The 15,149-nt window shown below is 57.4% G+C and carries 10 protein-coding genes and 2 pseudogenes; 4 read left to right on the top strand and 8 right to left on the bottom strand.

What is annotated here, in order from left to right; all coding sequences use genetic code 11:
• Nucleotides 1-89: 89 nt before the first annotated feature.
• Both ACF8MC_RS11930 and ACF8MC_RS11935 read right to left on the bottom strand, forming a co-directional pair.
• Nucleotides 90-3,152: an autotransporter domain-containing protein gene (locus ACF8MC_RS11930; protein WP_314236566.1), complete on the bottom strand. Its 3,063-nt coding sequence runs from the start codon at nt 3,150-3,152 to the stop codon at nt 90-92.
• 195 nt (nt 3,153-3,347) lie between these two features.
• Nucleotides 3,348-3,662 carry a hypothetical protein gene (locus ACF8MC_RS11935; protein WP_025303891.1) on the bottom strand — a complete coding sequence of 105 codons (315 nt, stop codon included), beginning with the start codon at nt 3,660-3,662 and terminating at the stop codon, nt 3,348-3,350.
• Nucleotides 3,663-3,837: 175 nt separating this feature from the next.
• Here ACF8MC_RS11935 and ACF8MC_RS11940 point away from each other — a divergent pair, with 175 nt between their 5' ends.
• Both ACF8MC_RS11940 and ACF8MC_RS11945 read left to right on the top strand, forming a co-directional pair.
• Entirely contained in the window at nt 3,838-4,470 is a 633-nt protein-coding gene (locus ACF8MC_RS11940) for a response regulator transcription factor (protein ID WP_164105155.1), read from the top strand.
• A complete protein-coding gene (locus tag ACF8MC_RS11945) occupies nt 4,467-6,248 on the top strand; it encodes a hybrid sensor histidine kinase/response regulator (protein ID WP_164105154.1) in 1,782 nt (593 codons plus the stop codon). The genes ACF8MC_RS11940 and ACF8MC_RS11945 overlap by 4 nt, the downstream gene beginning before the upstream one ends.
• A 14-nt stretch (nt 6,249-6,262) precedes the next feature.
• Here the strand turns inward: ACF8MC_RS11945 and ACF8MC_RS11950 are convergent, their stop codons facing one another.
• Nucleotides 6,263-7,096, bottom strand: a complete 834-nt coding sequence (locus tag ACF8MC_RS11950) for an enoyl-CoA hydratase/isomerase family protein (RefSeq protein ID WP_033635578.1) — start codon at nt 7,094-7,096, stop codon at nt 6,263-6,265.
• A gap of 122 nt (nt 7,097-7,218) precedes the next feature.
• Here ACF8MC_RS11950 and ACF8MC_RS11955 point away from each other — a divergent pair, with 122 nt between their 5' ends.
• Nucleotides 7,219-7,581: a helix-turn-helix domain-containing protein gene (locus tag ACF8MC_RS11955; RefSeq protein ID WP_060439422.1), complete on the top strand. Its 363-nt coding sequence runs from the start codon at nt 7,219-7,221 to the stop codon at nt 7,579-7,581.
• A 206-nt stretch (nt 7,582-7,787) separates the two neighbouring features.
• Here ACF8MC_RS11955 and ACF8MC_RS11960 read toward each other — a convergent pair.
• From ACF8MC_RS11960 to guaB, 5 genes and pseudogenes are all read right to left on the bottom strand, one after another.
• Nucleotides 7,788-7,922, bottom strand: a pseudogene (locus ACF8MC_RS11960) (type II toxin-antitoxin system Phd/YefM family antitoxin); the annotation flags it as partial.
• A gap of 377 nt (nt 7,923-8,299) precedes the next feature.
• Nucleotides 8,300-9,583, bottom strand: a complete 1,284-nt coding sequence (locus ACF8MC_RS11965) for a hypothetical protein (RefSeq protein WP_164105153.1) — start codon at nt 9,581-9,583, stop codon at nt 8,300-8,302.
• Between the two features lie 415 nt (nt 9,584-9,998).
• Nucleotides 9,999-10,241: pseudogene (locus tag ACF8MC_RS11970) on the bottom strand (Arm DNA-binding domain-containing protein); the annotation flags it as partial.
• 216 nt (nt 10,242-10,457) lie between these two features.
• A complete protein-coding gene (guaA, locus tag ACF8MC_RS11975; RefSeq protein WP_033654273.1) occupies nt 10,458-12,035 on the bottom strand; it encodes a glutamine-hydrolyzing GMP synthase in 1,578 nt (525 codons plus the stop codon).
• A gap of 102 nt (nt 12,036-12,137) precedes the next feature.
• Entirely contained in the window at nt 12,138-13,601 is a 1,464-nt protein-coding gene (gene guaB / locus ACF8MC_RS11980) for an IMP dehydrogenase (protein WP_033635581.1), read from the bottom strand.
• Between the two features lie 170 nt (nt 13,602-13,771).
• On the opposite strand from guaB, the gene xseA reads away from it, so the two are divergent.
• Nucleotides 13,772-15,148 carry an exodeoxyribonuclease VII large subunit gene (gene xseA / locus ACF8MC_RS11985; RefSeq protein WP_004941456.1) on the top strand — a complete coding sequence of 459 codons (1,377 nt, stop codon included), beginning with the start codon at nt 13,772-13,774 and terminating at the stop codon, nt 15,146-15,148.
• Nucleotide 15,149: the final 1 nt, after the last annotated feature.

The raw sequence follows: 15,149 nt of genomic DNA on the forward strand, positions 1-15,149 counted from the left end.
TACGCAGGCTCACGGGAAACTTAATGTTCACCATAAAAAAGGCCCGCATCAAGCGGGCCAGTCAGTACCAGAGAAGTCTAGAGGAAGAATCAGAACGACCAGCGCAGGTTGGCGTTGACCGAATTAACGCGGGTATCGGCGCCGAATTGCCCCTGATAGCCGACATCCAGCGTCGCGGCGCGCGACAGTTTCACGCTCACGCCGATATCGCCCACCATCACGTTGTCATCCACGGCCTGGCCCTGAGTGACGAACGCGTCGCTGCCGGCAAACGCCATGCGCGATGAGGTGTTCTTATCGCCGTAGGCGTGCTGCCAGCCGAGCGAGCCGTAGAGGCTGACGTTCTTCGGCAGTTCGGTCACACCGCGCACCCCGAGCGTGGAGTAGAAGGTGTTCATCGTTTCATTGCGCACGCTCAGCGCCGCCGCGCCACCCGACTCCTGGAAGCTGTCGGTATGCAGACGGATGTAGCTCAGGTTGATGAACGGTTCGACGTTCATCTCCGGCTGGCCGAAACGGTAACCCGCTTCGGTGAACGCCAGCAGCGAGTTGGCATCGTAGTCCGACTTCAGCCGATCCGAGAAGCCGCTGAAATCGACGTTGCGCTTGCCTTCGATCTTGTGCCAAGTGTAACCCAGCGCGCCGCGCAGCGAGAACGCATCCTGCTGCCCCGCCGCATACAGGCCGAGGTGGTAGTTGTCGGTATCGGCCTTGGAACGGCGGCTGTCGACGTCGTAGTCGCCGCGGCTGTAACCGAAGTAGCCGCCGATGCGCACGTTATGGTCCGCCAGCTTGCGATCCGCCCCCAACAGGAAGCCGGTGGTATTACCATCCAGCTTGCCCACGTTGCCGTTGCCGCTGTTTTTGCCCCAGGAACTGAAGGTCTGCCCCCAGACGCCGCTGTTTTGCGCCTGCGCCGGTTGCACCAGCGACATCGCCAACGGCGGTATCGGCAGGCTGTCGTTGTCGAACAGGCGCAGCATGCGCTGGTTCAGCACGTTGAACAGCTGGGTACTGCCGGCGATCAGGTTCGACTGCATCGACGGATAGACTTCGCCGGACAGCTGATTGAACGCCTCGCGCGCTTCCGGCGCACTCAGCAGCAGCAGCGAGTTGTACAGCGCCAGCGAAGGGCCGCTCTGCGTCAGCGTCGAGAGCGCGCCGGCGGTATTCCACTGGTTGCCGCTCTCGGCCACCGTTTGGAAAATGCCCGGCTTGCCGCTGCCTGGGTTCTCGCCCCCCGGATTTTCACCGCCTGGGTTTTCTCCGCCCGGGTTCTCGCCCCCTGGATTCTCACCCCCTGGGTTTTCTCCACCCGGGTTTTCGCCCCCTGGATTCTCACCGCCTGGGTTTTCTCCACCCGGGTTTTCGCCCCCTGGATTTTCACCGCCCGTGTCTTTCTGCGCGATGGTCAGATCCACGGCGTTGGCGCTGTGATTCAGCGCCACATCGAGGAAGGCAGACTTGGAGACCGCCGCCGCGAACTGGCCGTCAATGCCGCCGTCCGAGGTCAGAATGCGATAGCTTTGGCCGGTTTTATAGCTGGTTTGCGGATCCAGCGCCGTAACCTGCACCTTGGCCCGATCGCTGATGGTGGTTTTGCCCGCCACCAGCAGCTGGTCGCTGCGGCCGTCGCCGGCGATATCGACGTCGTAGAAGGATTCGCCGATAAAGTTCAGGTAGCGTTTCAGCGTCAGCGTGCCGATATTGCCGTCGCCGGGCGAGATATGGCCGCCGGACTGGATCTCGGTCTGGCCCAGCGTGCCGTTGCCGCCCAATGTGCCGCCGGCCTTGATCGATGCGGCGCTGCTGTAGCCCTGCCCGTTATTGACGTCGGAACCCGCCGTCGCGTTGAGGATCAGCGTGCCGCCGTTCTCTGCGCTGAGGGTTTGGATCTCGAAGATGTCGTCTTCTTTCTGGGTATTGATGTCGCTGGCGATGATGAGCTTGCCGCCGCGCGCGGTGACGTTGGCCTGCAGCTCAGAGAGATCGCCGTTCAGCGTCGTGTGCCCGGCGCTGTTGATCACCTCGCCTTCGCCGCTCATCTTGTTGCCGAAGACGTAATTGCCGTCGGTATGGTTAAAGTACACATAGCTGCGGAACAATCCGCCCCGCAGGGCGATCGCCGTCTGGGCATCGATGGTGCCTGCGGCGCCCGCCGCGCCGAGCGTCGGCTCGGTCAACCCGGTGCCGGTGTCCATGTTGCCGCGGCTGCCGATAATCAGCGCGCCGCGGTTCGAGCCGGAGCCGGTCTTGCCCAGCACCACTTCGTTGCCGCCGGCGGAGAATGTCCCGCCGTCCATGACCGCCAACACGCCGTTGCCGTAATCGCCGACGTTGACGCTGCTGCCGCTGGTAAACCGTGAGCCGTTGCCGGCGATCGTCAACTCGGCAGTTTTACGCGCGCCGGAGACGCCCGCCACTTCGATGCTGCCAACGCTGACCGCACCGCCGTTCAGCACGTCCAGATCGCCGTAAAGCGTGAGCGCGCGGCCGACGTTCCATTGGGAATTGGCCCCGGTGACCGTGGCTTTCGGGCTCAGCGTATCGGTCTCGCCCGGCCCGCTACCATTGCCGATGCGCGCGTCAAAGGCGGTGTTCAGCACCGCGCCGTCTTCAATCGCCAGCGTGGATCGTGCTCCTAAATCGGTGCCGACGCTGAGAAAATTGCTGGTGACTCGAGAACCGGCGCCGGTGGCGATCAGGTGGCTGTCGTAGCCACGCGTGGTGCCGACCACGATCTCTTTCGCGCTGGCCAGCGCGCCGTCTTCAACCCGCAGGGTGCCCCGCCCCAGATTCAGGCCGCCGCGCAGCACGAACTGATCGTTCACCGCGTTCAGCTCGGCGTTCGGCCCGCGGACCGTGACCAGGCTTTCATGAATTTGGCCGTTGAACATCCGGCCGATATTGATGTTATAGGCGCTGATCTTGCCATTATCGAGCAGCAGGTTGCCGCTTTGATTACGGCCGACGTAAACGTCCCCGGTGTAGGCCAATGATTCGGTAATTTTTGCGTCGCCATCAAAAATGGCATCATCTGCGCGAGCGATATCGGCGGGCGCCAGCATCAACAGCGGCGCAGAAAATAGAGCGAGGTAAAGTTTGGAAAGCGGTGTTTTAACCGCTAAAGGATGCGATGTCTTGTCATTCACGGGCTATCTCCGTACTCGTTGGCGTGATGGCGCGAAATTTATTGTTATAGGGAAACTCAATGCACTAGAGGAGGTGTAAGGCGTTATTTCGCGCACGCCGGTTTAGTGATCGTCGAAGCAAAAGCTTATAGCCCCCCGGCGCTGACGCTCCGACGATGGAAAACCAGGAAGCGGCAATACCGCCCCCAAAGCGAATTATTTATGCGTGACCACCGGCGTACAGGTCGGCGCGCTCAGCGACGGCGACGAACCTAAAATTCCCGGCATCATCAGCGACGAGCAATCGAAAATGCGGCCTTTTTCCGTGGTGGCGCGATAAGAAAGTTTTTGCCCGCCCAGCGCATCCGGCTGTGCGCCATTGACATTGGTCACGGTAATTTCGTCCGATGAGCCCAGGCCCAGCATTTTGGCGGTTTCCGCCTGCAGTAATGGAATGGCCTGATCGGTTTTCAGGGTGGAACAACCGGCTATCATCATCGTAACGGTTAAAGCGATAAGTGGTTTTTTCATAAATTATCCTTTATAACCAATCAGTTAAAATTATCGATTGGCTTTATGTTTTCTCTTATCCAAATCCTCGAATAATATATTTCCCTTTCCTAAACGAAAAAACCCTCCTAAAGTAGGGAGGGTTGATAATAATTCATCAGACCTATCTGAACTGTGAAGGCGAAAGGAGAATCCTTTGGGGCAGGATTATGCGTTGGTCGTTGATGACCATCCATTGGTAGCAAGCGGTATCGCTAACTTTCTCAGCACGCATTGCCGATTCAAACAGGCACATGTGGTGACCAATGAAGAAAATTGCTACCGTCATATTAGGGAAAATGGCCCGCCGCGTTTACTGGTGATCGATTTTTGGCTCTCTTCCGGTACGGCGTTGAAATTACTCAAAGAAGTAAAACAACGTTATTCTCAGGTGCGCATTTTGGTGGTCAGCGGCGACGAAAATAACGATATCTGGCAGAAAGTTCACAATGCCGGCGGGCATGGGTTCGTATTAAAAAATGAACCCCCGGAATTATTCGCCAGAGCGGTTTTTGCGTTGAATAATAATCAGGAGTGGTTCCCGGAAGGAAATGAATCCGCCATTAAAAACCATCATGAACATTTAAATAAATTCAATTTAACGCCAAGACAAATCGACGTATTAACTATGATGCTGCGCGGCCTGCCGAATAAAAGGATCGCGACGCAGCTGTCTATTTCCGAACCCACCGTGAAAGAGCATATCAGTAATATCTTGAAAAAGATCGGCGTCAACAGCCGGGTGGAAGCCATCACGCTGTTGCACGGCAAACGGGATCCGTCGCAATGAAGTTTTTCCAGAATTTACAAAATGATGGCATCTCCTCACGCGCGCAGATCCGCCTGCTGGACAACACCTTCATGCGGTTGGTGTTCAGCTTCACCGCCGTGCCTTTCGTCGGCATCCCGTTCGCCATCTGGATTTATTTGCTGGGGGATGAACTCGGCCCAACCATTGCCTGGATCATCGTTTACCTGCTATGCGCCGTGGCGATCAGAATATGGCATCGGCGCTACCAACGCGAGGCCAAAGAAAATGATGAAGACGCCGTGCTGCGCCGCTGGCTGCCGCGCATTAATAAGGTGGCGTTTATTCACGGATTGGGGATCTCATCACTCTATTTAATTACGCCGCAGACCCATAACTTTGACTTTTTCCTGCTGCTCAATATCAGCATCGCCGCGATCGTCGCCGCCAACGCAACGCATCTGACGCCCGTCATCAGCACCTTTACCCGCTTTTTCTTCGCCTCCTGGGGGCTGCTGAACCTCGGCATCATCTGGCGGCTGGAAGACGTGATGTTCATCGTGCTGATGCTGAACTTGCTGTACGGCTTCGCCATTTACCGCCACGCGTTAACCTCGCATGCGTTCTTTATCCAGCAGGCGTTGCTCGAAGAACAAAGCTCGCGCTTGGCGGAACAGTTCCGGCAAGCTAAAGAGGAGGCGGAACAGGCGCTGCTGGACAAGAACCAGTTCCTGACCACCGCCAGCCACGATCTGCGCCAGCCGGTGCACGCCATGGGCTTTCTGATCGAGGCCATCATCCACAAAAACCGCGACGACAGCCTGACGCCACAGCTGCTGGATCTGCAGCAGAGCGTGCGTTCGGTGCATTTGATGTTCAATTCATTGCTCGATCTCAGCAAGATCGAGTCCGGCAACGTGCGCACCGCCGCCACCCATGTGGATATCGGCGCCCTGCTCGACTCGGTGATCACCCTGTTCCGCGAAGAGGCCAACAGCCGCGCCCTGGCGCTGCGCACCTGGCGGCCTAAACGGCGCATCAGCGTGATGGGCGATCCGCTGCTGGTGCGGCAATCGCTGATCAACCTGATCCAAAACGCCCTGCGCTACACGCAACGGGGCGGCGTGCTGATCGCCATCCGCCCGCGCGGCGCCGAGTGCCTGGTGGAAGTGTGGGACACCGGTGTGGGCATCGCCGACGAAGAGAAAAGCAAAATCTTCTCCCCTTACTACCGCCCCGAACTGGCGTGGAAAATCGACAGCGCCGGCCACGGGCTGGGGCTGGCGGTGGTGGCGCGCTGCGCCAAGCTGATGAAGGTGAAGTACGGCATGCACTCCGTCGAAGGCAAAGGTTCGCGCTTCTGGATGCGCTTCACGCAATACATCGGCGAAGACAAAGCGCCGGAAACCGCGGCCGCCTACGACAACACCGCCACGCCCATCCGCTATGCGCCGCTGCGCGGCGCCTGCCTGGTGGTGGACGACGATCCTTTGGTGACCTCCGCCTGGGAGAGCCTGATGAGCACCTGGGGCATCACCGTGCGCTGCGCGGCCTCCGCCGAGGAAGCCTTCGCCATCGTCGACGACGGTTTTACGCCGTTCGCCGTGCTGTGCGACCAGCGCCTGCGCTCCGGCGAGAGCGGTTTCGACATCCTGAAAGCGCTGTTCGAACGCCTGCCAGACGTGAGCGGCGCCATGGTCAGCGGCGAGTTCAACTCGCAGATATTGCAAGAGGCCGAGCAGGAAGGCTATCTGGTGCTGCGCAAACCGCTGGAGCCGGCCAGGCTGCATGCGCTGCTGACGCAGTGGGGGGCCGGCTAGCGCGCGGCGGTGCCTTAGCGGGCAAGATGCCGCAGCAGGCCTTCAAGGTTGCTCTCCCCCTCCGGGGTTTGCGCACCGGCCTTCAGCCCGCCGCGAATCAACTGTTCCGCGGCCGGGCGTGCGAACAATCCCGCCCAGGCGTCGTGCTCGCGATAAAAACCGGCCTGCAGATCCGGTACAGGCATCGCCTGTTTGGCCGCCGCAATCACGCCCTCTGGCAATGCCGCGATATTGCGCGCTAACCGATCGACGAAATCATCGAGCTCGGCGGCAGGCAAGGCGCGGTTAATCCAGCCATAACGCTCTGCGGTAGCGGCATCGATGAGATCGGCGCCCAGGATCACTTCCAGAGCGCGGCCCCGCGTCATTCGGCTCGTCAGATACTGCGTCGCGCCGCCGCCGGGCGTAATGCCCATCAAGGCCTCGCACTGGGCCAACCCCGCATCTTCCCGTGCAGCGAAAGCCATATCGGCCGCCGCCACAAACTCGGCGCCGCCGCCGCGCGCCAGCCCGGCCAGCTTAACGAGAGTGACCTGCGGCTGGCTGCGCAGCAGTTCGCCAAACGCCTGGAACGGATTAAGCCCCTCCGGCGCGTTGCTCGCCAGTTCGTCGAAAGCGTGCGGCTCATCGATCAAGGTCATGTCGACGTGAGCAATAAAGAACGCTGGGTTCGCGCTCTGGAACACCAACACCCGCGTATCCGGATCGTCACGCACCGCGAGCAATAAACGGCTGATTTCCGACATCAGCGCCACATCAAGAACGTTTACCGGTGGGTTATCGATAGCGATCGTCATCACGCCGTGCGCATGAGACAGCCTGAGTTTGCTGAAATCTGTATCTGTCATCTCAATGTCCTTTTACCTGGGGTACAAGTGCGGGTTATTCGCGCCGTTTATCGAATGGTATACTTTGCATACCTGGCGTCAATTACGCACCTTAAGCATCCCAGGGATGCAGGAGGATACCGATGGATAAGACCGATGTTGTTTACCGCGCCGACTGCCCAAGCCGCATCGTGCTCGATCAGATTGCCGATAAATGGTCCATGATGGTGCTGGAAGTACTGCGCGAGCCGCAGCGCTTCAACGCCATCAAGCGCCGTTTGGATGGCGTCACGCAACGCGTGCTGACCCAGACCCTGCGCAAGCTGGAACGCAACGGCATGGTGCATCGCAAAGTGTTGGATGGGCGGGTACTTGGCGTCGAGTATTCGCTGACGCCGCTCGGCAAATCCCTGCAGGGGCCGTTCTCGATACTGTTCGATTGGACGTTAGGGAATATTGAGGCGATTCAGGAGTGCCAACGCAAGTATGATGAGCAGGGCGGGTGATGCGGTCCCCCATAGTCTTTCACTTGCAGGAAAACGAGGGTTAGGCGCCATAGAGCTATCAGGCCATGATGAATCGCTTAAACAGCAGCTGCTGGATGTCCTGATGGTATGACAATGGGGTCACAATACAGTGCCTTACGGTACGCGTGTACTCAAAGGCCACCTGCTGTTCCACTGCAATCCCTTGATGTTGAGCACTGTAATGTTTAAAGCCCATCCAACAGCAGTTCCTTCGAGGACACACGCCCTTCCGCTTTATCCTTCTCTGACAGCATCAGCAATTTCAGCAGAGCAATGGCGTTCTCTCGCTCCTGCAGCTGCTCATAGGATTCTATCACGTAGTGGATGCTCTCTACTTTCATCGTGCCCCCAGGCGCTATCAATCATACCAAGGTCCGAACATAGGCCATATTTAGACCACAAACAAGAATCTGCTTTACCCATGACTGGAACCAGGCGGAAAAGATATGGCCATATAAAGAAAAACCCTCTATAAAAACAGAGGGTTTCATTCACTTCGCCTGTTTACTAACAGCCTACGGGAAGTGTTAAATCTTCACTCGATGATGGCGTGATAAGTTAATTCATTGTATTTATAAGGATAAATACTTTTTAAGCAGACAAATACCGTCATTTTTACCGTTAAAAAAACCCTATTTAAAACAAAGAAATAAAAACATCACTTCAATACAGATATCATAAATTAATAACCTTTCAGTTAAGTTTTATTTTGTTTCATTCTTATAGACAATAACCAAAGTTCAGACAAGAAATTCGGCATCACAGACCAAACACCACCGGATAGCCCACGAGGAACAAGCTCATAGCTTTCGTCAGCGAACATAAGCCTCATTAAACACTCGGTATTACACACTTGCTCGTCTATTGCTCCTTCCAACTTTACAGTCACCTGGCTGATAGCGGATGAAGTATCTTCAATACCAGTAATGGACCAATGTATTAACGAAATACCTTTCAATTCATTGCGTAATCGACCAGCACGAAAACCAATAGGACGATTGGGGTAATCGACTGTACCCTTGGCTAATTCACCATAATTCTTCGTCATCAGCCATGAAAGATATTCAGCGGCAAAAGCCTCTGGACTACCTGATGGCAGGTTCGCAATATCATCGGACGTGGCCGAGATAATATTCGAAACGACAGGCCGGGCTTTCCACCTATTTAATGCGTCCTTAATTTCTGCATTTCGTTGCATGCTTTTCCCAAGCTCACGCAGATCAACAGGTTTTTGTTCCTCGGTAGCTTTTTCTAATCTTTGTGCTTCATCACGACGCCGATCAAAATAATCAACCGTCGCCCATAAGAGATTAAATGCCTTCCCTGCTACTATGGAACTGCCGTAGTTAGGGTTTAATCCATGCACAATACCATGCCGGAATGGCATACAGATAAGTTCCGTATCCAGTTTTCGTCGAGTCGAACCAAGAATTGCAAGCCCTTCAGATAGACCTCCAGGGCCTGATGTTTGGCTATCAAAAACAGGTGTATCAGCACCACCAGAAAACGGATGTTTACCCGTTGATGTGGTGCATATCCCATCAATAATGCTTAACACAAGTGGGATAGCCGACAAATAATCCTCTGCTCCCGCTCGCTCTACAGCCCGTTCATACATTGCTTCCCACGGATTAAAATGACGCGTACAAAACCGGTAACCCAAAAAACGCAAGTTATCTGGATTTAGGTGATAGCTTGTCAGTTCGATTTCCCCATCCTCAAGGTTCATATCGAGAACTTTTGCGACAATATCTGTCGAGAAACGATCATAATTTACCCATCCAAGCGGACTATAAATTTGTGCAAACAGATCCCTATTGATCATCATGTTTTTTATGATTTCTAATTGTCTTTCTACCTCCTGAAACTGCGCTTTAGCATTCTTATCGAATACTCCCAATAATTTTGCTACTGGCCGATTTTTTTCAATATGATCAATAAGATATTCAGCAGGCGATTTAGGAACACGTTTATCTGACATTCATACGCCCCTTGTTGTTGTAACAGAAATTGCGGTGTCAAATCTGCGTAAAATCATATCAATATCAACAATAGCTACTTATGAAGAAGCTCGCCATTGAACATAAAATTTCTCCACATATTCGGCTGCATCTTATGACTCAATTGTAAAATGACGTATACCCCTACTCTCCGTCGCACTGCGTTTCACGACACGGTATCCCGTGCGCGCTGAACAATACCTGTGCGCCGGAGCGACAGCGGTTAAGGTATGGCGGGGATATCGGTTATGCACTCGGTGCAACCGCCTGCATCAGCAGGGTAATCCCCTCAGGCTGAAAGCCTGCCTCAGGTATCGGTTCAGTTCTCCTCTGATAAGTGGGTTGATGAGAATTGACGCAGAAAATGTGCGTCAGATGACAGGTCGCGCCGGAAAGCGCTGTGGCGTAAGAGCTGGCGCAGAGTTTGTTCGCATCCAGCAACTTCTCACGCGCCAACGCCAACGAAACGATAGGATACTTGCCGATCGTAAGCGTTTCACGGCGGCCGTTGATCTGGTAGTCAAAACGAAAGGTGATCAGGCCAGATTTAGCGACAGTGACATACAAGCCATCACGGTCAGCTACCTTGTAGAGTTTGTCTTTGAGCTTTAACGCCTTGAGCTTCGTTTCCGCCAACATACCGTCCCCCTCTGCCTGTTCTGTTTTTACCGTAAACACCCACGGTAAAAACACACTATAGATCGCAGAAAGAAAATTTTTACCGTTATTTTTAACGGTAAAAATGATCAGAACAGGATGGAAATCAATAGCCGTTAGAAAACAAAAATCGCCAGTAAATCATATGATTTTACTGGCGATTTTAGACGTTAACGGAACTCAGTGGATGCTAAAAACTTATTCCCACTCGATCGTCGCCGGCGGCTTGCCGCTGATGTCGTACACCACGCGGGAGATGCCGTCCACTTCGTTGATGATGCGGTTGGAGACGCGGCCGAGGAAGTCATACGGCAGGTGCGCCCAGTGCGCGGTCATGAAGTCGATGGTTTCTACCGCACGCAGGGAGACCACCCAGTCGTATTTGCGGCCGTCGCCCATCACGCCGACCGAACGCACCGGCAGGAACACGGTGAACGCCTGGCTGACTTTGTTGTACAGGTCGGCCTTGTGCAGTTCTTCGATGAAGATGGCGTCGGCGCGGCGCAGCAGATCGCAGTACTCTTTCTTCACTTCGCCCAGCACGCGCACGCCCAGACCCGGGCCCGGGAACGGGTGACGGAACAGCATGTCGTACGGCAGGCCCAGCTCCAGGCCGATCTTGCGCACTTCGTCTTTGAACAGCTCTTTCAGCGGCTCGACCAGGCCCAGCTTCATCTCTTTCGGCAGGCCGCCCACGTTGTGGTGCGATTTGATCACGTGCGCTTTGCCGGTGGCGGAAGCGGCGGATTCGATCACGTCCGGGTAGATGGTGCCCTGTGCCAGCCATTTCACCTGCTCTTGCTTGCAGGCTTCTTCGTCGAACACTTCAACGAACACGCGGCCGATGATCTTGCGCTTGGCTTCCGGCTCGTCCACGCCCGCCAGTGCGGTCAGGAAGCGGTTTTCCGCTTCGACGTGCACGATGTTCAGGCCGAAGTGGTCGCCGAACATTTCCATCACCTGCTTGGCTTCGTTCAGGCGCAGCAGGCCGTTGTCGACGAACACGCAGGTCAGGCGTTTGCCGATGGCGCGGTGCAGCAGCATCGCGGTCACGGAGGAGTCGACACCGCCGGACAGGCCGAGGATCACGTGGTCTTCACCCACCTGCTCGCGGATGCGCTCGACCGCATCTTCGATGATGGTGGCCGGGGTCCACAGGGCTTCACACTGGCAGATGTCCAGTACGAAGCGCTCCAGCATGCGCTGGCCCTGACGGGTGTGGGTCACTTCCGGGTGGAACTGCACGCCGTAGAAGCGTTTTTCTTCGTTGGCCATAATGGCGAACGGGCAGGTGTCGGTGCTGGCGACGGTCACGAAGTCGGACGGGATCGCGGTCACTTTGTCGCCGTGGCTCATCCACACGTCCAGCAGCGGTTTGCCGGCCGGGCTGATGGCGTCTTCGATGTCGCGCAGCAGCGCGCTCTCGTTGACGATTTCCACCTGCGCGTAGCCGAACTCGCGTTCGGTGGAACCCTGCACATGGCCACCCAGCTGCATCGCCATGGTCTGCATGCCGTAGCACACGCCCAGCACCGGCACGCCGGCGTTGAACACGTAGTCAGGGGCGCGCGGGCTGCCGGCTTCGGTGGTGCTTTCCGGGCCACCGGAGAGGATGATGCCGCTTGGGTTGAATTCGCGGATCTGCTCTTCGCTAACGTCCCAGGCCCACAGTTCGCAGTAAACGCCGATTTCGCGCACGCGGCGGGCGACCAGTTGGGTGTATTGCGAACCGAAGTCCAGTATCAGGATGCGATGCTTATGGATATTTTGTGTCATGTGAGGCGAATTCCAGCAACAAGAGAAAAAGAGCGAAAATGTGTGTTTCGGGATGGGGCTTAACGCCCCACCCCGGCCTCTCACTCAGGAGAGGTTAAGGCATTAGCCCATGCGGTAGTTCGGCGACTCTTTGGTGATGGTCACGTCGTGCACGTGGCTTTCCTGAATGCCGGCGCCGCTGATGCGCACGAACTCCGCCTTGGTGCGCAGATCGTCGATGGTGGCGCAGCCGGTCAGGCCCATGCAGGAGCGCAGGCCGCCCATCTGCTGGTGCACGATGGCTTTCAGCATGCCTTTATAGGCGACGCGGCCTTCGATACCTTCCGGCACCAGTTTGTCGGCGGCGTTATCGGTCTGGAAGTAACGGTCGGAAGAGCCTTTGGACATCGCGCCCAGCGAGCCCATGCCGCGGTAAGATTTGAACGAACGGCCCTGATACAGCTCGATTTCGCCCGGGGATTCTTCGGTGCCCGCCAGCATGGAGCCAACCATCACGCAGGATGCGCCCGCGGCGATCGCTTTGGCGATGTCGCCGGAGAAGCGGATGCCGCCGTCGGCGATAACCGGGATGCCGGTGCCTTCCAGCGCTTCCACCGCGTCGGCGATGGCGGTGATCTGCGGCACGCCCACGCCGGTCACGATGCGGGTGGTGCAGATGGAGCCTGGGCCGATACCCACTTTCACCGCGCTCACGCCGGCTTCAGCCAGCGCTTTGGCGCCCGCTGCGGTCGCGACGTTGCCGCCGACGATCTGCAGATCCGGGTATTTGGCGCGGGTTTCGCGGATGCGCTGCAACACGCCTTCGGAGTGGCCGTGCGAGGAGTCGATCAGCAGGACGTCAACGCCTGCCGCCACCAGCGCGTCAACGCGCTCTTCGTTGCCGGCGCCGGCGCCGACCGCCGCGCCCACGCGCAGACGGCCGTGCTCGTCTTTACAGGCGTTCGGCTTACGTTCCGCTTTTTGGAAGTCTTTAACGGTGATCATGCCCAGCAGGTGGAAGCTGTCGTCCACCACCAGCGCTTTTTCTACGCGCTTTTCGTGCATCTTCTGCAGCACCACGTCGCGCGCTTCACCTTCTTTCACGGTGACCAGGCGATCTTTTGGCGTCATGACCGCGGTGACCGGCTGGGTCAGATCGGTCACGAAGCGCACGTCGCGGCCGGTGATGATGCCGACCAGCTCGTTGTCTTCGGTGACGACCGGGTAACCGGCGAAGCCGTTGCGCGCGGTCAGCTCTTTCACTTCCTGCAGCGTGGTGGATGGGGTAACGGTCTGCGGGTCGGTAACTACGCCGCTTTCATGCTTCTTCACGCGGCTGACTTCTTCAGCCTGGCGCTCGATGGACATGTTTTTGTGGATGAAGCCCAGGCCGCCTTCCTGCGCCAGCGCGATGGCCAGGCCGGATTCGGTAACGGTATCCATGGCTGCGGACAGCATAGGGATGTTCAGGCGGATGGTTTTGGTCAGTTGAGTGCCGAGCTCTGCGGTGTTAGGCAGAACCGTGGAGTGGGCTGGAACCAGGAGGACGTCGTCAAACGTCAGAGCTTCTTTAGCGATACGTAGCATGGGCAATATCTCACCAGGGTGGGCTGTGAAAAAGATAAAATATTGCCGCGGCATTATACAGAGCGGAATCGGTTGCCTCCAGCACTTTCTTACAAAAAGTCTTGATTACCTTTTTCAGCCATGTAGTATCGACCAATTAAGTGATTGTTTTGAAATTTGATCTGGGTCACATGTCGCTACCTGTTTCGCCTTCCATTTTTACCGTAAGCCGCCTCAATCAGACGGTTCGCCAACTGCTGGAAAGGGAAATGGGGCAGATTTGGCTCTCCGCCGAGATCTCCAACCTCTCCCAGCCCGCCTCCGGCCACTGGTATTTCACGCTGAAAGACGATCGCGCCCAGGTGCGCTGCGCGATGTTCCGCAACAGCAACCGCCGCGTCACCTTCCGGCCGCAAAACGGCCAGCAGGTCCTGGTGCGCGCCAGCATCACGCTGTATGAACCGCGCGGCGACTACCAGCTGATCGCCGAAAGCATGCAGCCCGCCGGCGACGGCCTGCTGCAGCAACAGTTCGAGCAGCTGAAACAGCGCCTGAGCGCCGAAGGACTGTTCGATCAGCAATTCAAGCAGCCGCTGCCCGCCCCGGCCAAACGCGTCGGGGTGATCACCTCCGCCAGCGGCGCGGCGCTGCACGATATTCTGCAGGTATTGCAGCGGCGCGATCCGTCGTTGCCGATCGTCATCTACCCCACCTCGGTGCAGGGCGCCGAAGCGCCGATGCAGATCGTGCGCGCCATCGAGGCCGCCAACCGCCGCGACGAATGCGACGTGCTGATCGTCGGCCGCGGCGGCGGTTCGCTGGAGGATTTGTGGAGCTTCAACGACGAACGCGTGGCGCGGGCGATCTTCGCCAGCCGCATTCCGATCGTCAGCGCCGTCGGCCATGAAACCGACGTCACCATCGCCGATTTCGTCGCCGATCTGCGCGCGCCGACCCCTTCCGCCGCCGCCGAACTGGTCAGCCGCAATCAGCTCGAGCTGTTGCGCCAGCTGCAGTCGCAGCAGCAGCGGCTGGAGATGGCGATGGATTACTACCTGGCGCAGCGCCAGCAGCAGTTCACCCGCATTCACCACCGTTTGCAGCAGCAGCATCCGCATCTGCGCCTGGCGCGCCAGCAGACGCTGCTGTTCAAGCTGCAGCGCCGGATGGAAGACGGCATGCAGCAACAGCTGCGCCTGGCCGCCCGCCGCAGCGAACGCGCCCAGCAGCGGCTGGCGCAGGTGCAGCCGCAGGGCCGCATTCATCGCTACCAACAGCGCGTACAGCAGCAGGAATACCGCCTGCAGCAGGCGATGGAGCGGCAGCTCAACGCCTACCGCCAGCGCTTCGGCGTGGCCTGCAGCCAGCTGGAAACCGTCAGCCCGCTGGCGACGCTGGCGCGCGGCTACAGCGTGACGCAAACCCCGCGCGGCGAGCTGCTGAAAACCACCAAGCAGGCGCAGGTCGGCGAACTGCTGAAAACCCGCCTGCAGGACGGCTGGGTGGAAAGCGAGGTGAAAACCATCACCGTCGCCAAGAAGCCGCGCAAGAAACGCGCGGCCGAGTAAC

Source organism: Serratia sp. LACPHL-BACT-2024-00286 (genome assembly GCF_043109535.1).
Lineage (GTDB): Bacteria > Pseudomonadota > Gammaproteobacteria > Enterobacterales > Enterobacteriaceae > Serratia > Serratia sarumanii.